This is a genomic window from Alistipes sp. Marseille-P5061, assembly GCF_900290115.1.
Lineage (GTDB): Bacteria > Bacteroidota > Bacteroidia > Bacteroidales > Rikenellaceae > Alistipes > Alistipes excrementigallinarum.
On the sequence record NZ_LT985750.1, the window covers coordinates 95758 to 118804 of the forward strand.

The 23047-nt window shown below is 67.0% G+C and carries 17 protein-coding genes and 1 pseudogene; 7 read left to right on the top strand and 11 right to left on the bottom strand.

Features of this window, described 5'->3' with window-relative positions; translation table 11 throughout:
* Positions 1-155 precede the first annotated feature (155 nt).
* The 3 genes from C8267_RS07385 (at position 156) to C8267_RS07395 (ending at position 3176) form a co-directional block, all read left to right on the top strand.
* Positions 156-725 carry a 50S ribosomal protein L25/general stress protein Ctc gene (locus C8267_RS07385; protein WP_087362599.1) on the top strand — a complete coding sequence of 190 codons (570 nt, stop codon included), beginning with the start codon at positions 156-158 and terminating at the stop codon, positions 723-725.
* A 12-nt stretch (positions 726-737) separates the two neighbouring features.
* Entirely contained in the window at positions 738-1301 is a 564-nt protein-coding gene (pth, locus tag C8267_RS07390; protein WP_106634232.1) for an aminoacyl-tRNA hydrolase, read from the top strand.
* A gap of 369 nt (positions 1302-1670) precedes the next feature.
* Positions 1671-3176 carry a fibronectin type III domain-containing protein gene (locus C8267_RS07395; RefSeq protein ID WP_106634233.1) on the top strand — a complete coding sequence of 502 codons (1506 nt, stop codon included), beginning with the start codon at positions 1671-1673 and terminating at the stop codon, positions 3174-3176.
* Positions 3177-3402: 226 nt separating this feature from the next.
* On the opposite strand, the gene C8267_RS07400 is transcribed toward C8267_RS07395, so the two are convergent.
* The 9 genes from C8267_RS07400 to rsmH all read right to left on the bottom strand — a co-directional run bounded on the left by C8267_RS07400 (position 3403) and on the right by rsmH (position 14636).
* Positions 3403-3798, bottom strand: coding sequence for an RNA-binding S4 domain-containing protein (locus C8267_RS07400; protein WP_087362596.1), 396 nt, complete (start codon positions 3796-3798; stop codon positions 3403-3405).
* Between the two features lie 182 nt (positions 3799-3980).
* The gene (locus C8267_RS07405) at positions 3981-5450 is read right to left on the bottom strand and encodes an FtsW/RodA/SpoVE family cell cycle protein (protein ID WP_234025728.1); all 1470 of its coding nucleotides are present in this window, start codon (positions 5448-5450) and stop codon (positions 3981-3983) included.
* A 22-nt stretch (positions 5451-5472) separates the two neighbouring features.
* Positions 5473-6822, bottom strand: coding sequence for a UDP-N-acetylmuramoyl-L-alanine--D-glutamate ligase (gene murD / locus C8267_RS07410; protein ID WP_106634234.1), 1350 nt, complete (start codon positions 6820-6822; stop codon positions 5473-5475).
* Positions 6819-7532, bottom strand: coding sequence for a hypothetical protein (locus tag C8267_RS07415; protein WP_106634235.1), 714 nt, complete (start codon positions 7530-7532; stop codon positions 6819-6821). The genes murD and C8267_RS07415 overlap by 4 nt, the downstream gene beginning before the upstream one ends.
* Before the next feature lie 26 nt (positions 7533-7558).
* Positions 7559-8803, bottom strand: coding sequence for a phospho-N-acetylmuramoyl-pentapeptide-transferase (gene mraY, locus C8267_RS07420; RefSeq protein WP_087362593.1), 1245 nt, complete (start codon positions 8801-8803; stop codon positions 7559-7561).
* 118 nt (positions 8804-8921) lie between these two features.
* Complete coding sequence (locus C8267_RS07425; RefSeq protein WP_106634236.1) at positions 8922-10391, bottom strand: UDP-N-acetylmuramoyl-L-alanyl-D-glutamate--2,6-diaminopimelate ligase; 1470 nt, start codon at positions 10389-10391, stop codon at positions 8922-8924.
* A gap of 333 nt (positions 10392-10724) precedes the next feature.
* Entirely contained in the window at positions 10725-12986 is a 2262-nt protein-coding gene (locus C8267_RS07430; protein ID WP_106634237.1) for a penicillin-binding protein, read from the bottom strand.
* A gap of 6 nt (positions 12987-12992) precedes the next feature.
* Positions 12993-13505, bottom strand: coding sequence for an FtsL-like putative cell division protein (locus tag C8267_RS07435; RefSeq protein WP_087362590.1), 513 nt, complete (start codon positions 13503-13505; stop codon positions 12993-12995).
* A 180-nt stretch (positions 13506-13685) separates the two neighbouring features.
* Complete coding sequence (gene rsmH, locus C8267_RS07440; protein WP_106634238.1) at positions 13686-14636, bottom strand: 16S rRNA (cytosine(1402)-N(4))-methyltransferase RsmH; 951 nt, start codon at positions 14634-14636, stop codon at positions 13686-13688.
* A gap of 153 nt (positions 14637-14789) precedes the next feature.
* Between rsmH and C8267_RS07445 the strand changes: the two genes are divergently transcribed.
* The 4 genes from C8267_RS07445 (at position 14790) to C8267_RS07460 (ending at position 19885) form a co-directional block, all read left to right on the top strand.
* Positions 14790-15623, top strand: a complete 834-nt coding sequence (locus C8267_RS07445) for a 1-acyl-sn-glycerol-3-phosphate acyltransferase (protein WP_087362588.1) — start codon at positions 14790-14792, stop codon at positions 15621-15623.
* Positions 15624-15698: 75 nt separating this feature from the next.
* The gene (locus C8267_RS07450; protein ID WP_199792091.1) at positions 15699-16697 is read left to right on the top strand and encodes a GNAT family N-acetyltransferase; all 999 of its coding nucleotides are present in this window, start codon (positions 15699-15701) and stop codon (positions 16695-16697) included.
* Positions 16698-18006: 1309 nt separating this feature from the next.
* Entirely contained in the window at positions 18007-19152 is a 1146-nt protein-coding gene (locus C8267_RS07455; protein ID WP_106634239.1) for a porin, read from the top strand.
* A 19-nt stretch (positions 19153-19171) separates the two neighbouring features.
* Positions 19172-19885 carry an HAD family hydrolase gene (locus C8267_RS07460; RefSeq protein WP_158699758.1) on the top strand — a complete coding sequence of 238 codons (714 nt, stop codon included), beginning with the start codon at positions 19172-19174 and terminating at the stop codon, positions 19883-19885.
* Positions 19886-20127: 242 nt separating this feature from the next.
* On the opposite strand, the gene C8267_RS07465 is transcribed toward C8267_RS07460, so the two are convergent.
* Positions 20128-20697 carry a GNAT family N-acetyltransferase gene (locus tag C8267_RS07465; protein WP_106634241.1) on the bottom strand — a complete coding sequence of 190 codons (570 nt, stop codon included), beginning with the start codon at positions 20695-20697 and terminating at the stop codon, positions 20128-20130.
* A 523-nt stretch (positions 20698-21220) separates the two neighbouring features.
* Positions 21221-22922 (bottom strand): annotated as a pseudogene (locus C8267_RS07470) (YgiQ family radical SAM protein); the annotation flags it as partial.
* Positions 22923-23047: the final 125 nt, after the last annotated feature.

Sequence of the window (23047 nt, forward strand, 5' to 3'; positions counted from 1 at the left end):
TTTCGGGCCGCGGGGCGAGAAATAGTGCCGAAAAGTGTTGATTTCCCGGATTTTTCGTATCTTTGTGGCCCAATGCAAGCGGTAGTGGGGTGCGACGCAGCGTCGCCGCACTGAGAACCGCCCAAGGTAACACTTTAACATTCAAAATTTTAGCTATGAAAACCATTTCCATCAAGGCCGTAAAGCGTGAAGAGTACGGCAAGAAGGCTGCCAAGGCAATCCGTCGCGAGGGCATGGTCCCCTGCGTGCTGTGCGGCAACGGCGAGACGGTCACCTTCTCGGTTGACCCCCGCGAGGTAAAGCCCCTGATTTACACCCCCAACTCCTACATCGTCGAGTTCGACTTCGACGGCAAGAAGGAGCTCGCTGTACTGCGTGAGGCTCAGTTCCACCCCGTACGCGAGGAGATTCTCCACCTGGACTTCTTCCGCATCGCCGACGGCAAGCCCGTATCGATTGCCATTCCCGTCCGCCTGTCGGGTAACGCCGAGGGTGTGAAGGTCGGCGGTAAGCTGGTTCTCTCGGCCCGCAAGCTCACCGTGAGCGCCCTGGTTGAGAACCTGCCCGACGAAATCGTGGTGGATGTTACGAACCTGGGTGTCGGCAAGACGATTTTCGTCGGCGACCTCAAGTTCGAGAACCTCAAGTTCGTGACGCCGGCTACGACGGCTGTCTGCGCCGTACGCGTAACGCGTGCATCGCGCGGTGCCGCTGCTCAGGCCTAATCCTGACGGAGTATGAAATACCTCATTGTTGGGCTGGGGAACATCGGCGCCGAGTACGCCGAAACCCGCCACAACATCGGTTTCAAAGTGTTGGACGCGCTCGCAGAGGCGTCCAACGCTGTTTTTACGACGGCCCGTTACGGCGCCGTGGCCGAGATGAAGGTGCGCGGGCGGACGGTGCTGCTGCTCAAGCCCTCGACCTACATGAACCTCTCGGGCAAGGCGGTGCGCTACTGGCTCGAGGCCGAGAAGATTCCGCTCGAGAACCTGCTGGTTGTCTCGGACGACATCGCGCTGCCCTTCGGTACGCTGCGCATGCGTCCCAAGGGGAGTGCCGGCGGCCACAACGGGCTGAAGAACATCGCCGAGCTGCTCGGTACGGAGGAGTATGCCCGCATGCGCTTCGGCGTGGGGGGCGACTTCCCGCGCGGCCACCAGGTCGACTACGTGCTGGGCGAGTGGACGGCCGAGGAGCGTGCGGCGCTGCCCGAGCGGCTGAAGCTCTTCGGCGAGGCGATTGTGTCGTTCGTCTCGGTCGGCGTCTCGCTGACGATGAACGCCTACAACAAAAAGTGAGGCTCTGCCCGGTGCGGCGGAGCGCCCGAACGAGGGAGCGGTGACCCGTGGAGGGTCGCCGCTCCTTTTTTTGCGCGGTGAGGGCGCCCGACGAAACGTGCGGGTGTAGGGGTCGCTGCTCCCTTTGCGTGGGGCGGCGCACCTTTTTTGCGTGCGGTGGGGCGGGAGGCACCGCTCTTTTTTGTATGAGTGGCCGCAGTTGCCCGGGCGCCGTTCGGAGCGGGGTCGGGCAGGGTGCGCGCTAAAAGTGTGGGGGAGAGCGGCCGAAACGCTTGCTTTTTTCAAAACAATCTCTATCTTTGTAAAACCCATCCCTAAAAAACAGGAAAAACCCATCCTCAAAACACACCCTTAACTAAATGATACCTTATGAAAAAATTCCGTCTGTTTTGCGTGCTGACAGCACTGCTCCCCCTCCTCGTGTCGTGCGGCAATGACTCCGACTCGCCGGAACCTGTCTCACAGCTTCCCGCCCCCGCATCGCTCGCTTCGACGGGCGACGACGTCTCGCTCACCTTCACGTGGGAGGCCGTCTCCGAGGCCAAATGCTATGCCTACCGCTTCAACGAGGGCGAGGAGGTCTACACGAACGAGACCTCGGTCCGCTTCGAAGGGCTGACCCCCTCGACGCAGTACGCCTTCCGGGTGAAGGCCGTCTCGGGCGACCTCACGCGCTGGAGTGACTCCGAGTGGTCCTCGACGAGCGCCACAACAGGAGAAACGCCCCAGCCGCCCTTCGCCATCACGCTCGGTGAGGTGACCTTCTACAGTGCCGAGGTGACCGTCACGCCGGCCGACCCCTCGATGACCTACTTCTGCAACGTCCTGCCGCGCGCCGAGTTCGACGCCTTCCCCTCGGAGAAGGAGCTCATCGACGCCCAGATAGCCCAGATTACCGGCGCCGCCGAGCTCAACGCCATGAGCTTCGAGGAGTTCTGCCGCTCGATGGGGCTCCTCTTCACCGGCACGCAGAGCTTCGTGACGGCCGAGGAGCTGGCGGGCGATACGGAGTATGTCGAGTATGTCTTCGGCCTCGACTACTCGGGCAAGGCGACCTCCGAGTTGGTCAGCGCCTCGTTCCGCACCAAGCCCGAACCTACGGTGCAGCCCTCGTCGATGACTCTTGGGCTCGAAGTGGTCGACCTGACCGACGTGAGCGCCCGGCTGCAGGTGACCCCCTCGACCGCCGACGAATACTACTACTGCTTCTTCGTGCTGCGTGAAAACCTCGACGCGCTGGGCGAGGAGGGCATCATCAACCTCTGCCTCGACGACCTGAACGAGCACATCTCCAGCTCGGACTACGCTACGGTGGTGGCCGAGCAGTGCCACAAGGGAAACTACACCTTCTCCTATGCCGAGTTCGCGGCCAATACCGAGTACGTGGGCTTCGCCTTCGGTGTGGGCCAGCACGGTCTGCGCGCCGCGGCGACGACCCGTCTGTTCACCACCGAGCCCTTCATGCTGAAGGATGCCGCCGGCGGCGACGACCCGATTCGCATCGAGGTGGTGTCGTGGGGCATCGAGAATGCGCAAATCAAGTTCATCCCCACCTCCGAGGCGGTTCCCTACCGGTGCGAGCTGACCAAGCTGGCCGACTTCGCCGGCCTGAGCGACGAGGAGATTCTGGCCAAGGATATGGAGAAGCTCTGGAACGACTACGGCGACTACTACTCGATGATGCTCCTGAACGAGAGCTTCACCATGACGCGCTACATGCCGCTCGACCCCGACACGGAGTACATCGCCTTTGCCTACGGACTGAGCGACACCGAGTTCAAGGCGACGACGAAGCTCTGCAAGGTGGTGCTCCGTACGCCGGCAGCCGAGGGCTCCTCGGTGGGCGCCCGTACGCTCGGCCTGCTCCGGCGCTAACCGGTGCTAACCGACGTTAATCGGTGCGCCCCGTGCCGCCCCGACCGGGGTTGGCTGCCCGAATGAAAAAACCTCTGCCGCACGCGTGCGGCAGAGGTTTTTTCCAATATATCTCCGGCGTCGGAGCCTTTTCCAGTATGTTCCCGGCAGCGGGAGCGGCATGTTACCGTGTTGGGGTTTTCCGCATGTTTTCGCAGCGGGCCTTCCCCTGCCCCCGCTGACGGGGCTACTCCTCGTCGTCGTAGTAGATTTCGTCCATCAGCGTGTCCAGTTCGCGCCGCTCCTTCTTGGTGGGGCGTCCCGTGCCGCGCTCGCGGAAGACGAAGACCGTCTCGCGCGGGATGTTGAGCTTGTCGCGCTCCTCCTGCGGCGTGACGTCGAGGCAGTAGAGCGGCACGTTCTTCGCCGGCTGGCGGCTCGACACCAGGTCGAGCACCTTGTACGAATAGGTCACCTGCTGCTTGCGCACGGCTATCAGGTCGCCGATTTTCACCTCGCGCGAAGGCTTGGCATAGGCGCCGTTGACCGTCACCTTGTTGGTGCGGATGGCATCGGCCGCATCGCTCCGGGTCTTGAAGACCCGCACGGCCCACAGATATTTGTCGAGTCTGATATCCTCCATTTCGTCTCTTGTTTTTGGGTTGCGGACGGCCCCGGTTTGCTCCGGCTGCCCCGGTCCTCGGCATTCATCCCGTCTCGCCCGGTCTTCCGACAGTGGTCCCGGCCCGCCCGGTCCCTGTCTCCGGTCCGTCCCCGTCTCCGGCTTTGCGCTCCGGTTCCGCCCGGCCCCCTCCCTTCGGGGGGCTATTTTTCGTACATCGTCTCGCCGCGGGGCCGGTCGTGCGACTGCTCGTCGTTCTGGCGGCTGACGCTCAGAATCATCCCCAGCGCGATGGTGGTGAAGAGCACCGACGAACCGCCGCGCGAGATGAGCGGCAGCGTCTGCCCCGTCTCGGGAATCAGGTTGACGGTCACCATCACGTGCAGCAGCGCCTGGCAGGTGATGAGCAGCGCCAGCCCCAGCACCATGAGCCCCGGGAAGGCGGTGCCGCAGCGGCGGAAAATCTCGATGGCGCGGAAGAAAATCCACAGGTAGAGCATCAGCAGCACCACGGCCAGCACGATGCCGTACTCCTCGACGAAGAAGGCGTAGGCGTAGTCGCTCTCGGGGTGAATCATCTCCACGCGCATGGCGCTCTGCCCGGCCCCCTCGCCCAGCAGTCCGCCGTTGTGGATGGCAATCATCGAGCGCTCGGTGTCGGTCAGATGCTCGATGGGCTTCTCGGTCTGCGTCGTGGTCCAGAGGTGGAGCCACGTGCCGACGCGCCCCTCGGCCGTCTCGCTGCGCCCCAGGTTGAGCATCCAGACCAGCAGCACGGCCGCAACGCCCAGCCACACCAGCTTCATCAGCTCGCGGAAGTTGACCCGCCCGATGAGCATCATCACCCACGAGGCCATGCAGACCAGCACGGCCGACGAGGTGTGGGCCGGGAAGATGACCAGCGCCGAGACGGCCACCGGCATCAGGATGGGCCACGTACCCTCGCGCCAGATGCGGCGCTGCTCGCGCGAGCGGCGCCAGGTCCAGAACTTGAGTGAGGGGACAATCCGTATCTTGTCGATGCGGCTCTGGCGGCTGCCCAGCTGGCGGGCCAGGAAGAGCACCGTGGCCACCTTCAGCGCCTCGGAGGGCTGCAGGTCGAAGAATCCGAGGGGAATCCAGCGGGCGGCTCCGTTGGTCGTGCGGCCGATGAAGTAGGCCAGCAGCGTGAGCAGCACGCTGAGGATGTAGGCCGGCTTGGCCAGGGCGCGGTAGACGCGGCTGTCGATTTTCTGCACGGCAATCATCGCCCCGAGGCTCAGGATGAGCACCATGACCTGCTGCCGCAGGAAGTGGTAGGTCGTGCGCGCCGTGTGGGCGTCGTAGGCCATCTTGGCCGTCGACGAGTAGACCACCAGAATCGAAATCACGGCCAGCGCCGCGATGATAATCCAGAGCACGCGGTCGCCGTTGAAGAGCCGCCCCAGATGCAGCCCCCGGCCGCCCGCGGCTCCGCCGTCGGCTGCCGCCGCGGCACCGGCACCCGAGCCCGCGCCGCTTGAGCTGCCTGAGCCTCCAGCGCTGCCCGCGTCGCCCGAACCTCCGGCCCGCCCTCCGGCGCTGCGCTCCGCGCGCGTGCGGCGCGCCCGCTCCGATGCGGCCTGCGCCCCGTCGTCGCCTGCGGCCCCGCTGCGGGGTGTCGTGTCGTCGTTGTTCATCGTCGTGCGTTCCATCGTGCCGTTGCGGGATTCATCGTCAGGCGTTCTTCAGCACCCACTGCTTGAAGAGCTCGCCGCGGTTCTCGTAGTTCTTGAAGAGGTCGAAGCTGGCGCACGCCGGCGAGAGGAGCACCACGTCGCCCGGACGCGCCGCCTCGCGTGCGGCACGCATCGCCGCGTCGAGCGAGTCGGTCGAGACGATGCGGGGCACCACCCCCTCGAACTCGCGCAGCAGCTTGGCGTTGTCCAGCCCCATGCAGACGAGCGTGTGGACCTTCTCGCGGGCGAACTTCTTGAGCGGCGTGTAGTCGTTGCCCTTGTCCGTGCCGCCGGCAATCCAGACCACGGGGCGCGTCATCCCCTCGAGGGCGTACCACACCGAGTCGACGTTGGTCGCCTTCGAGTCGTTGAGCCAGAGCACGCCGCCGCGCTCGGCCACCGGTTCGAGCCGGTGCTCGACGGGTGCGAAGTCGTAGATGGAGCGGCGTATCTGCTCGGGGTCGACGCCGGCGGCCAGCGTCGCCAGCGCCGCGGCCATGGCATTGTAGGCGTTGTGCAGCCCCTTAATCTGCATCTTCGCGGTGTCGATTTCGACCGAAGCCTTGCCCGCCGTGGCGGTGAAGCGGCCGTCGAGCAGGAAGGCGTCGCCTGCGCTGCTGGCCACGGCGTTGCGGGCCGCGAAGGGGAGCTGGCGCATGCGCAGGTCGTAGTGCGGCAGCTGCGCCCAGATGGTCTCGTCGTCGCCCGAGTAGACGAACCAGTCGCGCGAGGTCATGTTCTGCGTGATGCGCATCTTCGCGTCGATGTAGTTCTGGAAGCAGTGGTCGTAGCGGTCCAGATGGTCGGGCGTGATGTTCATCAGCACGCCGATGTGGGCCCGGAAGCGGTACATGCCGTCGAGCTGGAACGAGCTCAGTTCGAGCACATACCAGTCGTAGCTGCCCGTGGCGACCGAGTAGGCGAAGCTCTCGCCGATGTTGCCTCCCAGGGCGACGTTCATCCCGGCGTCGCGCATGATTTTGTAGATGAGCGACGTGGTGGTCGTCTTGCCGTTCGAGCCGGTGATGCAGATGCAGCGGGCGCGGCCGATGTAGCGCCCGCCGAACTCGATTTCCGAGATGACGGGGATGCCCGCCTCGCGGATTTTGCGCACGATGGGGGCCGATTCGGGGATGCCCGGCGACTTGATGACCTCCGAGGCGGCGAGGATGCGCTCCTCGGTGTGGCCCCCCTCCTCGTAGGGGACCTCCCACTCGTCGAGTTTGGCTTTGTAACGGTCGGCGATTCGTCCCGAGTCGGAGAGGAATACGTCGAAACCCTTCTTGCGGGCGAGGATTGCGGAGCCGTAACCGCTGATTCCGCCGCCCAGAACGACTATCTTTTTCATAACGCGTTGTTGGTTTCCGGAGTCGCCTCACCGGCCGCCGCGGGCTGCAGCAGGTCGAAGAGGGGTTTGTATTTTCCGCCGCGCACCTCGGCCGGCAGTTCGGCCCAGAGCGCCCTGAAGAGCGAATCGCGCCCCGTCTCGAGCGCCAGGTCGTAGAGCCGTACGGCCGTGGCGGCCGATGCGGGGTTGGTGCGGATGCACTCGATGCGGTAGGCGCGGTGCCAGGCGGCGAGCGAGTCGAGCTCGAGCTGCTGCTGCTCGTCGAGCTGTCCGCCCGCATCGACGATGCGTTCGAGGGTGGTCAGCCGCCGGATTTGGGGGCGGAAGGGGTACTCCTCGCGGTCGAGCGTCTCGTAGGGTTCGCTGCCGCGGATTTCGAGCTCGGCATTGCCATCGTCGTCGTGGAGCACTCCGTCGATGCGGAGCCGCTCGCCCGGGAAGAGGAGCAGCTGCCACTGTTCGGGGTAGCCGTCGAGCGTGGTGAAGAGCAGCCGCACCGACTCCACGCGCTCCTGGTCGGGGATGTCGTACCCGCCGCCGAGCGGCGTGGCGGCCGTATAGCTGCCGGCCTGGAGGCTGCCCTCAAGCGGGGCGTATTCGACGCCGTCGAGCGTCGCGTCGTCGAGCGACGCCGCGATGCGGGGCGCCTGGCAGTCGCCGCCGCACGAGACGGCCGCCAGCAGCATGAGCAGAATAAGCGTTTTTTGCATGGGGTTGTACTTTTTGAGGGTTGGGTTTATCGGATTTTGAGCGTCACGAGCGTGATGGCCGCCAGCAGCAGCGAGATAATCCAGAAGCGGACGACAATCTTCGTCTCGAAGATGTTCTTCTTCTGGTAGTGGTGGTGGAGCGGGGCCATGAGCAGGATGCGGCGCCCCTCGCCGTAGCGGTGCTTGGTGTACTTGAAGTAGGAGACCTGCATCATCACCGAGAGGCTCTCGACCAGGAATACGCCGCAGAGCAGCGGCAGCAGCAGCTCCTTGCGGATGCAGAGGGCGAAGACGGCGATGATGCCGCCGATGGAGAGCGAGCCGGTGTCGCCCATGAAAATCTGCGCCGGGAAGGAGTTGTACCAGAGGAAGCCGATGAGTGCGCCGAGGAAGGCGGCGGCGAAGACCGTCAGCTCGCCCGCCCCGGGGATGTACATGATGTTGAGGTAGTCGGCATAGACGATGTGGCCCGAGAGGTAGGCCAGCACGCCCAGCACGGCGACAATCGGCGCCGAGACGCCCGTGGCCAGACCGTCCAGACCGTCGGTGAGGTTGGCGCCGTTCGAGACGGCCGTGATGACGAAGATGGCCACGAAGACGTAGAGCAGCCAGGCGGCCGTCTCGTTGCCGCCCGTCAGCCAGGCGTAGTCCAGCTCGTTGTCCTTGATGAAGGGGATGGTCGTCTTGGTGGTCTTCGTGCTCTCGGAGCTGAGCACCACGTTCTGGTGGATGCCCTGCACGGGGGTTCCGTCCTGCTCGACGATGAGCGTGTCGACCGGCTGGACGACCTTCTCGCGGACGACGATGTCCTGCGAGAGCCACATCGTCGTGCCGACGATGATGCCCAGTCCGACCTGACCCACAATCTTGAAGCGCCCCTTGAGCCCCTCCTTGTTGTGGCGGAAGACCTTGATGTAGTCGTCCAGGCCGCCGATGAATCCGAGCCAGAGCGTCGAGACGAGCATCAGCTGGATGTAGATGTTGTCGAGCTTGCCCACCAACAGCGTGGGAACCAGGATGGCCAGCAGGATGAGGATGCCGCCCATGGTCGGGGTGCCGCGCTTCTGGAGCTGTCCTTCGAGCCCCAGGTCGCGAATCTCCTCGCCGATTTGCTGGCGGCGCAGCAGGTCGATGATGCGGCGTCCGAAGATGATGACGATGAGCAGTGCCAGGATGATGGCCGCCGCCGCCCGGAAGGAGAGGTACTGGAACATGCCCGAGCCCGGGAGGTCGTAGGTGCGGTCGAGGTACTGGAAAAGATGGTAAAGCATGGTAAGGTCGTTTCTCTTGTTGTGTCGTGTGTCGTGTGTCTGTGTCGTGCGCCCGGCGGGTTCGCGCCGTGTTGCGGCCGCGGCGGGCGTTCGCGCCGGTCCGGTTTGCGGTGGGGGGCTATCGGGCCGTCCCGCCGTCGAGCGCCGCGAAGTCGCGGCGGAGCTCCTCGCGGTCGTCGAAGTGGCGCCGCTCGTCGCCCACAATCTGGTAGGTCTCGTGCCCCTTGCCGGCCACGAGCAGCAGGTCGCCCGGAGCCGAGAGCATCACGGCCGTGCGGATGGCCTCGGCGCGGTCGGTGATGCGCAGGTAGCGGTCGCCGGGCTGCAGTCCGGCCGTCATCTCGTCGAGAATCGCCTCGGGCGACTCGTGGCGCGGGTTGTCCGAGGTGAAGATGGCCGTCGAGGCGTACTTGACGGCAATCTGCGCCATCTCGGGGCGCTTGGTGCGGTCGCGGTCGCCGCCGCAGCCGCAGACGACGATGAGCCGCTGTTCGGGGCGGCGTACCTCGTCGAGCGTCTGGAGGACGTTCTCCAGCGCGTCGGGCGTATGGGCGTAGTCCACCACGGCGGTGGTGCCGTTGGCGGCGCGGATGAACTCCAGCCGTCCGCTCACGGGGTGCAGTGCACTCATGGCGCGCAGCACCTCCGCGCGGTCGAATCCCAGCAGGCAGGCCGTGCCGTAGACGGCCAGCAGGTTGCTGGCGTTGAAGCGCCCGAGGAAGCCGACCCACACCTCGCTGCCGTCGATGCGCAGCAGCATGCCGTCGGGGTGCATCTCGAGGATTTTGGCCCGGAAGTCGGCCATCGAGCGCAGCGAGTAGGTGTAGCGCCGCGCGGCGGTGTTCTGGAGCATCACCGCGCCGTTGCGGTCGTCGGCGTTGGTCAGCGCGAAGGCCCCCTGCGGCAGCCGGTCGAAGAAGAGCTTCTTGGCGCGGATGTACTCGGCGAAGGTCTTGTGGTAGTCGAGGTGGTCGTGGGTGATGTTGGTGAAGAGCCCTCCGGCGAAGTCGAGTCCGCGCGTCCGCTCCTGGACGATGGCGTGCGACGAGCACTCCATGAAGCAGTAGCTGCACCCGGCGTCGACCATGCGGCGCAGCATGGCGTTGAGGCGCACGGGGTCGGGCGTGGTGTGGGTCGACTCGATGCGCTCGTCGTCGATGCGGTAGACCACCGTCGAGATGAGGCCGGCGCGGTAGCCGAGCGCCCGCACCAGGTCGTAGAGCAGCGTGGCGGTGGTCGTCTTGCCGTTGGTGCCCGTCACACCGACGAGCTTCAGCGCGCGGCTCGGGTGGTCGTAGAAGGCTGCCGCCGCATCGGCCAGGGCGCCGTGTGCATCCTTCACGCGGACGAAGGCGACCCCTTCGGGCCGCTCGGCGGGCATGCGTTCGCAGACGACGGCCGCGGCTCCGGCGGCCAGCGCCGCCCCGATGAAGTCGTGCCCGTCGCACTGCGTGCCGGGGATGGCGAAAAAGCAGCTTCCCGGCCGCACGGCACGCGAATCGAAGGCGAGTGCCTCGATGGCGGCGTCGCGGGGGCCCGCAAGCTCCTCGACGGGAATGCCGTGCAAAAGTTCTTCCAATGGTTTCATCGTATGTTGCTTCAGTTTTTACTGACAATCGTTCGTTTCAATCCGCCGCCCCGGGGTGGCTGCAGTCTTTGTCCTGCACCCGGCCCGGCGTTTTTTCCGGTCCTCTCGGCCCCGGCGGTGGGGTATTCTTCTCCGCACCCGGTGGTGGCGGTCTTTGTCCCGCACCCGGCCCGGCGTTTTTTTTCGGTCCTCTCCGACCCCGGCGTCCGGGTTGTACCACTCGGCTCCGTCCGGTTTCTTTATTGGGCCCGGCCCCGGCGCTTCCTTTTATCGTGCCGGCTCCGGTCGGCCCCCCATCAAGCCCTCTCGGCTCCTTGTCTCCCTCCCCGGCCGCTACTGCAGCGCGATGGAGACCGTCGCTCCCGGCGCAACGTGCGTCCCGGGCGGGATGCTCTGGCGGCGCACCGAACCCTCGCCCGTAAAGGCGACGCGCAGCCCCTGCGACTCGAGCAGGAAGAGGGCATCCTTGAGCCCCATGCCCCGCACGTCGGGCATGACACTGCGCTGCGTCTCGAGCTCCGCGATGTGGACGCGCGCGGTGCTGTCGACCATGGCGCGGCCCCAGCCGTGGCGGCTCTCGCTGCGGACGTTGCGCGAGAGCTCGCCCGCCACTTCACGGAGCTGTTCGATGCTGCCCCCCTTGATGTGCTCGGGGTAGCGCCGCTCGCCGCCCCGCTCCACGCGGCCGTGCCACTCCTGCTCGCGGTTCGAGATGTAGTCGACCATCCGCTTGACCACCGGACCGGCCAGCGGCCCGCCGTAGTAGGCCTTGCCCGGCTGGGCGCGGGTCTCGATGGTGGTCAGCACCGTGTAGCGCGGCTCGTCGGAGGGGAAGAAGGCAATCATCGACCCCAGGTAGTAGCGTCCCCCCATGCGGCTGTCGGTAATCTGCGCCGTGCCGGTCTTGGCGGCCACGCGGTAGCGCGTCGAGTCGCGGAAGAACTGGCTGGCCGTACCCGTGCGGCAGACCTCCTCGAGGTCGCGCGTCACCTCGCGCAGCGTCTCGTGCGAGCAGATGCGGCTCTCGATGGTCTCGCTCCCGAAGCGGCGCACCACCTCGTCGCCGCGCCGCAGCTCGCGCACCAGCACCGGCGATATCATCTTGCCGCCGTTGGCGATGGCGTTGTAGAAGGTGAGCATCTGGATGGGGGCCAGCCGCACGCGGTAGCCGTAGCTCATCTTGACGAGCATCACGCCCGGGTCGGGCACCTTCCAGTCGCGCGTGATGGAGGGCTTGCGCTCGCCCAGCCGCTCCAGCCCGACGGTCTGCCCCAGGTGGAGCTGCTCGTGGAGGAAGTTGCTGTAATCCATCTTCTTGCCCGTGGCTCCGTAGTGCTCCCAGACCGCCTCGGCGAAGTAGACGTTCGACGACGAGGCCACCGCGCGGCGGAAGTCGATGACGCGGTCGCCGCGGTGCGAGTCGCGGATGTTGCGCGCCGGGCCCACGGTCACCGGGTCGCCGTTGTGGGTGTCGTACTCCTTGTGGGGCGACATGCCGGCGTCGTCGAGCAGCAGCAGCATCGAGGCGAGCTTGAAGGTCGAGCCGGGCTCCATGCTGCGCCCCAGGGCGTAGTTCTCGCGCTCGGCGAAGCTCCCCTCGCCGCCCGCGCGCCCGAGGTTGGCCATGGCCAGAATCTCGCCCGTGCGCGTCTCCATGACGATGGTGGTCCCCCAGATGGCGTTCTGCGCCTCGAGCTGCTGGCGCAGCGCCTTGTCGGCCACATCCTGAAGGTCCAGGTCGAGCGTCGTCACCACGTCGGCGCCGTCGAGCGGCTCCTCGTTGCCCTTGCCTGCCACGCGGCCGTAGAAGCCGCGGGCGATGCGCTGCCGCACGGCCTTTCCGTCGTGTCCGGCCAGCTCCTCGCGGTAGGCATCCTCGATGCCGTAGTTGCCGCGGTCACCCGTCAGGCCGACCGTACGACGGGCCAGCTCGCCCTGGGGATAGATGCGCTCGTCGCGCTCGACGAGCGTGTAGACCATGCCCATGTTCCAGTTGAGCAGCGGGTAGCGGCGCAGCGTCTCCCACTCGGCGCGGTCGACCTCGCGCGGGAAGATGTTGACGGGGGTGTGGTCGCGCAGCGTGTCGTAGATGCGGCGCGTGATGTACTCCTCGCCGCGCAGGCGGTCGATGAGCCGCCCCAGAAAGCCCGTGGAGCGGAGGTAGGTGGTCTCGCGGGCGTTGACCAGCCGGTAGCGGCGGGCATGCTCGGCGCGGAAGAAGCGGCGGTACTCCGAGGCGGGCTTGTCGCGGAAGAAGGCGGCGAGCAGCTTGGCCAGCGAGTCGCTCTGCTCGTGGAAGCTCTTCAGCGAGTCGAGTCCCGGGCTGCCGAAGTCGAAGGCGGCCTGGTAGCGGAAAATCGAGGTGGCCAGCGGCTCGCCGTTGCGGGCCAGGATGCTGCCCCGCTGGGCGGGGATGACCTCCTCGGTGAAGATGCGGCTCGAGAGGCGGTCGGCGTTGTAGGCCACCTCGCGGCTGAAGAGCTGCACCCAGATGAGGCGCAGCAGCACGACGGCCGCCACGGCGATGAAGAGCACGTAGAGCAGCCGGACCCGCAGCAGGATGTCCTTCTTGATGGGTGAGTGTACCTCCTTCATGGCCGTTTATTCGATGATTTCGCCCGGAACCGTCGGGTCGTAGAGTTCGATGCCGCGCTGGCGCAGCTGTTCGACGACGGCCGAATGGGTCGTCACGCGGAAGCGCTGCTGCTGGAGGCGCACCGAGCGCTCGCGCAGCATCTGCACTTCGCGTTCGAGCTGCGAATAGCGGCGGTCGAGGTGCAGCGACCAGAACATCACCACGATGCTCAGGAAGAACATCCCCGCGATGCTGAGCAGGTAGGGGTAGGCCTCCGAGGCCTCCTTGCGCAGCAGGATGGTGCCCGAGATGAGCTGGCGGATGGTGCTCGAGGCGCGTTTGCGCGCCCGCTCCTCGGCCTCTTCGCGTTCGCGGCGCTCGGCCTCTTCGCGTTCGGCATCCTCGCGCAGCTCCTCGTCGGCCTCGCCCCGCTGGATGCGCACCACCTCGCGGCGAATCTTGCGTGCAAGTTCCGCCTCGCGCTCGCGCTCGGCGAGCTCCTCGGGGGTTACGGGGTCGAATTCGTGGTCCTGCATCATGGCGGGTCGTCTCTTTATCTCGTGTTATCTCGTGCGGTCGGCGGGGTGCGGCTCCGCAGTCTCTTTGCCGGGCGCCTCCCGTCTCCTCTCGTTTTCTATTATTATAGGCCGCGCCGGCCCGTTTCTTTCACCGGCCTTCCTGCTTGCCGGCCTTCTTCTCTTTTCCCGGCTGCCTCGCAGCTATCGGCTTTCCTGCTCGCCGGCCGCCTCGCCGGGGATATCCGCCCGCTTGACGGCCGCCCGCAGCCGGGCCGAACGCGAACGGGGGTTGCGTGCCAGCTCCTCGTCCGAGGGGGTCACCGCCTTGCGGGTGAGCGGCTCGAAGGGGGTGAGGCTCCGCCCGAAGAAGTCCTTCTCGACGCGCCCCTCGAAGTTGCCGCTGCGCATGAAGTTCTTCACCAGCCGGTCCTCGAGCGAGTGGTAGGAGATGACCACCAGCCGCCCGCCCGGACGCAGCACCTTGAGGCTCTGCTCGAGCGCCATCTTGAGCGCCTCCATCTCGCCGTTGACCTCGATGCGGAGCGCCTGGAAGAGCTTGGTGAGGAACTTCGCCTCCTCCTTGCGGGGGGTGCAGGGGCGCACCGCCGCAACCAGCTGCGCGGTGGTGCGGATGGGCTCCCCGGCGCGTGCCCGCTCGATGCAGTTGGCAATCTTCCAGGGGGTCTCCAGCTCGCCCCAGTCGCGCAGCAGACGCGTCAGCTCGGCGTTGGTGTAGCCGTTGACCACGTCGGCCGCCGTCAGGTGTCCCCGCTGGTTCATCCGCATGTCGAGCGGCGCCTCGCCGCGGAACGAGAAGCCCCGCTCGAGGTCGTCGAAGTGGTGCGACGAGACCCCCAGGTCGGCCAGAATGCCGTCGACCTGCACGACGCCGCGCAGCCGCAGCGCCCCGCGCAGGAAGCGGAAGTTGCTCTCGACGTAGTGGAACCGCCCGTCGTCGGGGCAGTTGGCGCGCGTGTCGCGGTCCTGGTCGAAGGCGTAGAGCCGCCCTTCGGGCCCCAGTGCGGCGAGGATGCGGCGCGAGTGCCCTCCGCCGCCGAAGGTCAGGTCGGCGTAGGTGCCTCGGGGGTCGATGTCGAGCAGCCCGACCGACTCCTCGAGCAGGACGGGTACGTGGTATTGCGGAGCAGCCATTTCGCTATGGTCGATTTGGGTGTAAAGGTAGCGACTTTTTCCCGAAGAATGTTTATCTTTGCCGATATAAATTTTTCCGACCCGGCTGCCGGTCGCCCTACGGCCGTGCGGCTCCGCTTCCGTACGGCGGAAGCGTGAAAAAAACAGTCCGAAATGGCCGAAATCGACATAGCCCGCGTCCTCGCGGAGAAGGCCCCCTCGCTGGCCCGCCACCTTCCGGGCTTCGCCCTGCGGTGGCTGCGCCGCACCATCCACGAGGAGGATATCAACTACATCCTGCGCACCTTCTGGGAGCTCCCTCCGCGGGAGTTCATCCACGCCTGCTTCCGCACCTGGGGGGTCACCTACTCCTCCGAGGGGCTCGAGCGGCTCGACCCCGCGGGGCGCTACCTCTTCGTCTCGAACCACCCCTTCGGCGGCATGGACGGCATGATGCTGGCCGACGAGCTGATTGGCCGCTTCGGCGATGCGCGCGTGGTGGTCAACGACCTGCTCATGCACCTCGAGCCGCTGCGGCCGCTCTGGATTCCCGTCAACAAGCACGGGGCGCAGAGCGCCGCCTATGCGCGCCGCTACGAGGAGGAGTTCATGGGCGAGCGGCCGATTCTGACCTTCCCGGCGGGGCTCTGCTCGCGCCGCATCGGGGGGCAGGTGTGCGACCTTCCGTGGAAGCCCAACTTCCTGAAGAAAGCCTACGCCTCGCAGCGGCAGGTGGTTCCGGTCTTCGTCGAGGGCGAGCTGTCGAACTTCTTCTACCGCGTGGCCTCGCTGCGCAAGGCGCTGGGCATCAAGTTCAACATCGAGATGCTCTGGCTCCCCGATGAGATGTTCTCCCAGGGGGGCAAACACTTCCGCATCCGCTTCGGCGAGCCGCTCCGCATGACGGAGCTCCAGGCGGCGGGGTCGCTCCGCGAACAGGTGGAGTTCGTACGCAAAAAGACCTATTTTTTGAAAAATAGCCTCGACGCAGGGGAGAAAAAGCGATAAAATACCTATTTTTGTGCCGTAAAGTATAATCCGCCGCCGACCCGCGGGCCGCGGCGGACGATATCCCAAACGCTGATGCAACCGATTATTCCTCCCGTCGACCGGGCACTGTTGCGGGCCGAGCTGACCCCCGAACGCAAGTACCGCGATACGAACAAGGCCTCGAACGAAATCTACATCTTTGCGGCCTCGGAGTGTCCGGCGCTGATGCGCGAGGTGGGGCGCCTGCGCGAGGAGGCCTTCCGCATCGCCGGCGGCGGCACGGGGCTCGAGGTGGACATCGACGAGGAGGACCTCGCACCGGACGGCTACTACCAGCTCATCGTGTGGGACCCCCACGCCGAGGAGATAGTGGGTGGCTACCGCTTCATCGTTTGCACGTCGGAGCATCCGCGCCACCTCTCGACCGAGCACTACTTCCGCTTCAGCGAGCAGTTCCGGCGCGACTACCTTCCCTATACCATCGAGCTGGGGCGCTCGTTCGTGCAGCGCTCCTACCAGGCGCGGGCCAACCGCAAGAGCATCTACGCGCTCGACAACCTCTGGGACGGACTGGGCGCCCTCATCGTGCTCAACCCCCAGGCGAAGTACCTCTTCGGCAAGGTGACCATGTATACGACCTACAAGTCCGTGGCACGCAACGCCCTCATCTGGTTCCTGCGGCGCTACTTCCCCGACCGCGACCATCTGGTGACGGCCATCCACCCGCTGCAGCTCGACCTGGACGACCCCTACTACGAGGAGTTCTTCACGGGGAGCGACTATGCGGAGAACTACCGGATTCTGCTGCAGAAAATCCGCGAGTTCGACGAGACGATTCCGCCGCTCATCAACGCCTACATGAACCTCTCGCCGACGATGCGGGTCTTCGATACGGTCTCGAACCCCGACTTCGGCGGGGTGGAGGAGACGGGCATTCTGGTGACGATTCCCGACATCTACCCCGAGAAGCGCGAGCGCTACACCCGCTGGCAGGGGTGGCAGGCGAACCTCAAGCAGCGTCGCGAGCGGTTCCGCGAGCGGCTGCACGAGCATCTGCAGCGCATCAACCGCAAGGTGCGCAGCGGCGAGTAGCGCGGCGGGGGCCCGGGGGCCGGAGATTGGGGTGCCGAACTGGACCGCCCGGAACTTGGCGGGGCTGGTGCATGGATGGTCCGGAACTTGGCAGGACCGCGATGGATGGCCCGAAGTTTGGCCGGGCCGGCGCAAGGAGGCCGGCGGCCCGGATTGGAGGGTGGCGGCCCAAAAACTGGAAAAGTGGCGTCCGACCCTGGTGTCGGGAGCGTCCCGAATTTGGGAACGACCCGGAGTTGGAGCAATGCGGCCCGAAAATTGGAAAAGCGCGGCAGCCGGCAGCGTCCGGCGGCAGCAGACGACTGGAAAAATCAGTATTTAAGTATCATAAGTATTGTGTTGAAGACGGCTTGTCCGTCGACACCCCGGAGTGCCGCTCCGGGGTGTCTTTTTTGCCGGCGCCCGCTGACCCGCCGCCGACCCGCCGCCTTCCGGGACCGCCCGCCTCTGCCGGTTGCCCCGCCGGTCGCTCCTTCCCGCCGGCCTCTCGGGAGTTCCTCCCCGCCGACGCCGACCCGCCGCCTCCCGGGGCCACCGGTTTCGACTGGTTGCCCCGCCGGTCGCCGCCGCCTCTGCCGGTTGCCGCGCCGGCCGCTCCTTCCCGCCGGCCTCTCGGGAGTTCCTCCCCGCCGACGCCGACCCGCCGCCTCCCGGGGCCACCGGTTTCGACTGGTTGCCCCGCCGGTCGCCGCCGCCTCTGCCGGTTGCTGCGCCGGCCGCTCCTTCCCGCCGGCCATTCCCATTGACCCGCCGGTTTCTCCATTTGCCGGCCCGCCGCGGCGGACAGGGGGCGTTTGCCTCCCTTTTGGCCGGAATGGAGGCCGAAAGTGCCGGTCCCGGTTGGAATATTGCGCGGAATTTCCTTCATTTGTCACCCCAAAGCACCAATACCATGAAAAACCACCTCCTCGCACTCTTTGCGTGTGCGGTTTGTTGCAGTGCTCGGCCGGCCGGATGCTTCGCGCATGAGCTCCGTCCCGGCAACCCCCTTCCCTCCCGACTTCATACCGATGCGCCGATTCGCCCCCTTGCGGGGGCTCCGCCGGCTGCCGAATCCGTGGCTGTCGCGGCTGCCCCGGTGGCTCTGCCTGTCGCGGCGGCACTGCCGGCCCCGGAAGTTCTGGATGTCCCGGAAGTTCCGGATGCCCCGGAGACGACCGGCGCCCCGGAGTCACCCGCAGTTCCGGACCCTGCCGCCGCTCCGAAGACAGCCCCCGCTGCCGCTCCGGTCCCGGCTCCTCCGGTCCCGGCTCCTCCGGCCGATTCCTCCCCGGCGGCCCCCGGCAACCCGGCGACCTCCGCCGCTCCCATGCCTGCCGCTCCGGAGCCGGGCTCCGCCCAAGGCCCCGCCGCCGCTCCGGCCGAGTCCTCCCCGGCGGCCCCAGGCGCTTCGGACGTCTCCGCCGCCCTCGAACCGGACTCCGCCTCGGACCCCGCCCAAGCTTCCTCCCCGGACCCTGCCGCTCTGGAGCGCCGCATCGCGCGGCTGGAGCGCCTCCGCGCCTGCCTGCCCCGCATCTCGGGCTACCTGCAGCTGGGCTACGAATGGCACGACCGCGGCACCTCGGAGTTCTTCGTCCGGCGCGTGCGGCTCGACCTGCAGGGCGACCTCGCTCCGCGGCTCGACTACCGCTTCCACATCGAGCTGGCCCATCCCCAGCTGCTCGACGCCTTCCTGCGCTACCGCCCCTTCGAACAGCTCAACCTCCAGGCGGGGGCCTTCAAAATCCCCTTCTCCATCGAGAACACGGAGTATCCCCCCTTCAGCGTCGAGTTCATCGACTACCCGCTGGTGCTCATCCGCCTGATGGGCTTCAACGACATCAGCGGCCACGCCTCGACGGGACGCGGCCTCGGCGGGCACCTCTACGGAGGCTTCATCCGCCGCGGCGGGGAGCACCTGCTCGGCTACAACCTCGCGCTGCTCAACGGCGAGGGCATCAATGCGCACGACCGCAACCGCTCGAAGGATGTCGTGGCGCGGCTGACCCTCCGCCCGACGGCGGGGCTGCTCCTTGCCGCCTCGGGCTACTGGGGCCGCTACGGCGAGCGGAGCCTCGGCCGCGTGCGCTACGGTGCGGGGGGCCGCTACGACCGGGGGCGCTTCATGCTGCGCGGCGAGTATATCTGGGGCCGTACGGAGGTGGCCGCCGCCGGGGATGAACAGCCTCTGCGCCGGCAGCGGAGCCAGGGGTGGTTCCTTGCGGGCGGGTGGCGCGCCTCGGCGAAGTTTTTTCCCGTCGTGCGCTACGACTCCTTCGACGAGGATATGGAGCTCGGCTACGGCCAGAACAACTACACGCTGGGGCTGTTGTGGACCCCCTGGCGCTTCTTCCGCTTCCAGCTCGACTACACCTACGAGGAGCACCGCGCCTCGCAGCGGGCCCGTCAGCTGGCGGCGGCCCGCCCCTTCGGCCGCCACGGGGTGTCGGTCATGTTGACGGGAATCTTCTGAAGATACTGAAATGGATGAGATGAACCGAATATCGGACTACCGAACCGTTGAGGTCGTCGCCTTCGATGCCGACGACACGCTGTGGGTCAACGAACCCTTCTTCCGCGAAAGCGAACGTCGCTTCTGCGCCCTTGTGGCCCCGTGGGCCGGGGCGGGGGAGGCCGTCGAGCGGCTCTATGCCCGCGAGGTGGCCAACATGCCGCTCTATGGCTACGGCGTCAAGGCCTGCGTCCTCTCGATGGTCGAGACGGCGCTCGAGCTGGGCGGCGAGCGGCTCCCCGCCGCCGTCGTGGGGGAGCTACTCGCCCTGGGGCGCGACCAGCTTCAGCGTCCCGTCGAGCTGCTGCCCGGCGTGCGGGAGACGCTCCGGCGGCTGCAGGGGCGCTACCGCCTGGCGGTCGTCACCAAGGGGGATTTGCTCGACCAGCGACGCAAACTCCGCCTCTCGGGGCTGGCCCCTTGCTTCGATGCCGTCGAGGTGATGGCCGACAAGGACGAGGCGGCCTACGGCGAGGTGATGCGGCGGCTGGGGGTCGCCCCCGGGGCGTTCCTCATGGTGGGCAACTCGCTGCGCTCCGACGTGCTCCCCGTGGTGGCGCTGGGGGGCCGTGCGGTCCACATCCCCTTCGGCGAGACGTGGCGCCACGAGGAGGTCGACCCCGCGGCGCTCGCACCCTACGACTTTCCCGTGCTGGAGCGCATCGACGAACTCGCCCCGCTGCTGGGGTGCTGAGCCGCGAAGACCGCGCTTCCGTTTATTCACGCCCAAAAAAAGAGGCGGAGCACTCCCCACGGGAGTGCTCCGCCTCATCTTTTGTGGGTTGCCGAGGGGGCGCCGGCGCTCCGTGCCGCCGACCCGCCGTCGGTGCTTCTTGCTGCCGGCCTGCCCCGACCTTTGCGCCACCTGTCCGCGGCCTGTGCTTCCTGCCGCCTGCCCGGTTACCCTTTGTCTCTGTGCTCCGACCCTCGGGCGCCTTATCCTTCCGGCTCCTCGTCGCGGCGGAAGAGCCTTGCAATCGGCTCCAGCCAGCGCCGCAGACGGTCGCCCGTCCGGCGCTCCACACCCGCCGTCGGGCGGCACATGATATCCTCCCCGCCGTGGCTCCGCACCGTCTCGAAGCCCATGCGCAGGTAGAGCCTCCGGGCCGGATTGGCGCGCTGCACCGAGAGCGAGAGGTGCTGGACCCCCTCGTCGGCGGCCAGCAGCAGCATCCTGCGGAGCAGCTCCGTGCCGATGCCGCGGCCGCGGAAGGGCTTCTCGACGACGAGCACCAGCTCGGGCGTCGCGTCGTCCAGATAGCCGAACCCCCTGACCAGCCGCACCCAGACGGCGCCGATGACCGTTCCGCGCACCACGGCGCAGAGCGCCCGGTCGTAGGCGCCGGCTCCGAAGCCGACCGTGTAGGGGAGCAGTTCGGGGGAGAAGACCGCCTCGAAGGGGGGCGGCGGCGTCCCTTCGGGCAGGTAGATGGCCTTGAGCAGCAGCTCGGGCAGCAGGGCGTACTCCGACTGCCTCATCCGGCGGATGGTCCAGCCGCCGCTCATCGTCGTCCGCCTTTGGCCCTCCCGGAGCGGCGCTCCGAAGAGGTGGTTTCACGCGGCTCCCGCCCCTCGGAGCGGTTGGAATGGTTGAATCGTTCGGAGCGGCCGGACGGCCCGGATTGTCCCGGGCGGTCGAATCGCTCGCTGCGGCCGGTCTGCCCGGATTGCCCCGAGCGGTCAGACTGTCCCGGGCGGTCGAGTCGCTCGGTGCGACCGGTCTGCCCGGCGCGGGCCGAACTTTTTGCCGAACCCTTTGCCGAAAACTTGCCGGAGCCTGCCGCCGAGCTCCGCTTCGCGCCCCGGTTTGCCTCCCGGGCCGCAGCGCGCGCCGAATCATGCTCCGGTCCGCGTTCCGCACCCCGGGTCGTTCCCCGTTCCGCTCCATGCTCCGCTCCGCGTTCCGCGCCCCGGGTCGTTCCCCGTTCCGCTCCATGCTCCGCTCCGCGTTCCGCGCCCCGGGTCGAATCGTGTCCTGTTCCATGCTCTGTGCCTCGTCCCGCACTTCGGGCCGGGGCTGCCCCCGCCTGTCCCGGGCGGAAGAAGTAGCTCTTCTGGCGGCGCTTCTCCTCCTGCGTGCGGGCGACGTAGACCGGCTCGTGGGTGTAGGGGTTCTCGCCCGTGTAGAACATCACCGACGAGAGGGTCATCGGCGTGGGGGTGAGGTCCTGCACCTGCTCGAGGGTGAAGTGGAGCCGTCCGAGCACCTTGCGCGCCAGTTCGCGCATGTCGTGCTCCGTACAGCCGGGGTGCGACGAGATGAAGTAGGGGATGAGCTGGTAGGGGAGCCCCTCGCGGCGGCAGATGGCGTGGAACGACTCGTTGAGCTGCTCGAAGAGGGCGAAGGGGGGCTTGCGCATCAGCCGCAGCACATGCTCCTCGGTGTGCTCGGGGGCCACCTTGAGCCGCCCCGAGGTGTGGTGGCGGAGCACCGTCTCGAGGTAGGGCGAATCGTCGAAGAGGTCGTAGCGGATGCCGCTGCCGATGAAGGCCTTGCGGATGCCCTTCACGGCGCGGATTTTCTCGTAGAGGGCCAGCAGCGGCCGGTGGTCGTTGTCGAGGTTGGGGCAACGCTGCGGATGGAGGCACGAGGGGCGCCGGCAGCGGGCGCAGAGCGTCCGGTCGCGGCCCCCCATGCGGTACATGTTGGCCGAGGGGGCCCCGATGTCCGAGAGGTAGCCCTTGAAGCCGGGCATGCGGACGATACGCTCCACCTCGGCGAGAATCGACCGCTCGCTGCGCGAGTGTACGAACTTGCCCTGGTGGGCCGAGATGGTGCAGAAGGAGCAGCCGCCGAAGCAGCCCCGGTGGATGTTGAGCGAGAACTTAATCATCTCCCAGGCCGGAATCTCCCCCTTGCCGCGGTAGCGCGGGTGGGGCGCCCGCTCGTAGGGGAGGTCGAACGAGTGGTCGAGCTCCTCGGTCGAGAGCGTGGTGTTGGGGGGTGTGACCACCACCCAGCGGTCGCCCGTCCGCTCGACGAGCGTCGCAACGGGCTCCATCAGGTTGCTCTGCGTCTCGATGACGGTGAAGTTCTCGCCGAAGGCGCGCTTGTCGGCCCGGCACTCCTCGAAGGAGTGGAGGCGGATGGTCGTCGCGGGGTCGAGCCGCGCGACGTAGTCGTCGTCGGCCAGGAAGGCCACCTGGCGGATGCGGCGCAGCAGCTTGGCGTTGTAGCCGTTGTGCATGGCGCGTGCGACCTGCTGCACCACCCGCTCGCCCATGCCGTAGATGAGCAGATCGGCGCCCGACTCGACGAGCACCGAGGGGCGCAGCGCGTCGCTCCAGTAGTCGTAGTGGGTCAGCCGCCGCAGCGAGGCCTCGATGCCCCCCACGACCACCGGCACATGGGGGAAGAGGCGCTTGAGGATGCGCGTGTAGACCGTCACGGCGTAGTCGGGGCGGAAGCCCGCGCGGCCGCCGGGCGTATAGGCGTCGTCGTGGCGCAGCCTGAGGTTGGCCGTGTAGTGGTTGACCATCGAGTCCATCGCTCCGGCCGAGATGCCGAAGAAGAGGCGCGGCGCACCGAGCTTGGTGAAGTCGCGCAGGTCGTCCTGCCAGTTGGGCTGGGGGACGATGGCGACGCGGTAGCCCTCGGCCTCGAGCAGGCGGCCGATGACCGCGGCGCCGAAGGCCGGGTGGTCGATGTAGGCGTCGCCCGTGAAGAGAATGACGTCGAGGTAATCCCATCCGCGTTCGCGGACCTCTTTGACGGTTGTCGGCAGAAACATGGCGGTTTGTTCGGTAACGGATAATATGGGTGCGGCGGCCGCGGGCGGGCGTCGCGGTGTCGCGTTGCGGTTCCGGGGGTTGCGTTGCGGGTGCGGCTCCGGTGCTGTATTGCGGTCCGGGTGCT

Bases quoted from the DNA above. Each gene is read 5' to 3' on its own strand.
- C8267_RS07455 (WP_106634239.1), top strand. From the start codon at position 18,007: ATGCCTGCCGCTCCGGAGCCGGGCTCCGCCCAAGGCCCCGCCGCCGCT.
- C8267_RS07465 (WP_106634241.1), bottom strand. From the start codon at position 20,697: ATGAGCGGCGGCTGGACCATCCGCCGGATGAGGCAGTCGGAGTACGCC.
- C8267_RS07385 (WP_087362599.1), top strand. From the start codon at position 156: ATGAAAACCATTTCCATCAAGGCCGTAAAGCGTGAAGAGTACGGCAAG.
- C8267_RS07400 (WP_087362596.1), bottom strand. From the start codon at position 3,798: ATGGAGGATATCAGACTCGACAAATATCTGTGGGCCGTGCGGGTCTTC.
- pth (WP_106634232.1), top strand. From the start codon at position 738: ATGAAATACCTCATTGTTGGGCTGGGGAACATCGGCGCCGAGTACGCC.
- mraY (WP_087362593.1), bottom strand. From the start codon at position 8,803: ATGCTTTACCATCTTTTCCAGTACCTCGACCGCACCTACGACCTCCCG.
- C8267_RS07460 (WP_158699758.1), top strand. From the start codon at position 19,172: ATGAACCGAATATCGGACTACCGAACCGTTGAGGTCGTCGCCTTCGAT.
- C8267_RS07395 (WP_106634233.1), top strand. From the start codon at position 1,671: ATGAAAAAATTCCGTCTGTTTTGCGTGCTGACAGCACTGCTCCCCCTC.
- C8267_RS07430 (WP_106634237.1), bottom strand. From the start codon at position 12,986: ATGAAGGAGGTACACTCACCCATCAAGAAGGACATCCTGCTGCGGGTC.
- C8267_RS07415 (WP_106634235.1), bottom strand. From the start codon at position 7,532: ATGCAAAAAACGCTTATTCTGCTCATGCTGCTGGCGGCCGTCTCGTGC.
- C8267_RS07425 (WP_106634236.1), bottom strand. From the start codon at position 10,391: ATGAAACCATTGGAAGAACTTTTGCACGGCATTCCCGTCGAGGAGCTT.
- rsmH (WP_106634238.1), bottom strand. From the start codon at position 14,636: ATGGCTGCTCCGCAATACCACGTACCCGTCCTGCTCGAGGAGTCGGTC.
- C8267_RS07405 (WP_234025728.1), bottom strand. From the start codon at position 5,450: ATGGAACGCACGACGATGAACAACGACGACACGACACCCCGCAGCGGG.
- C8267_RS07435 (WP_087362590.1), bottom strand. From the start codon at position 13,505: ATGATGCAGGACCACGAATTCGACCCCGTAACCCCCGAGGAGCTCGCC.
- C8267_RS07445 (WP_087362588.1), top strand. From the start codon at position 14,790: ATGGCCGAAATCGACATAGCCCGCGTCCTCGCGGAGAAGGCCCCCTCG.
- C8267_RS07450 (WP_199792091.1), top strand. From the start codon at position 15,699: ATGCAACCGATTATTCCTCCCGTCGACCGGGCACTGTTGCGGGCCGAG.
- murD (WP_106634234.1), bottom strand. From the start codon at position 6,822: ATGAAAAAGATAGTCGTTCTGGGCGGCGGAATCAGCGGTTACGGCTCC.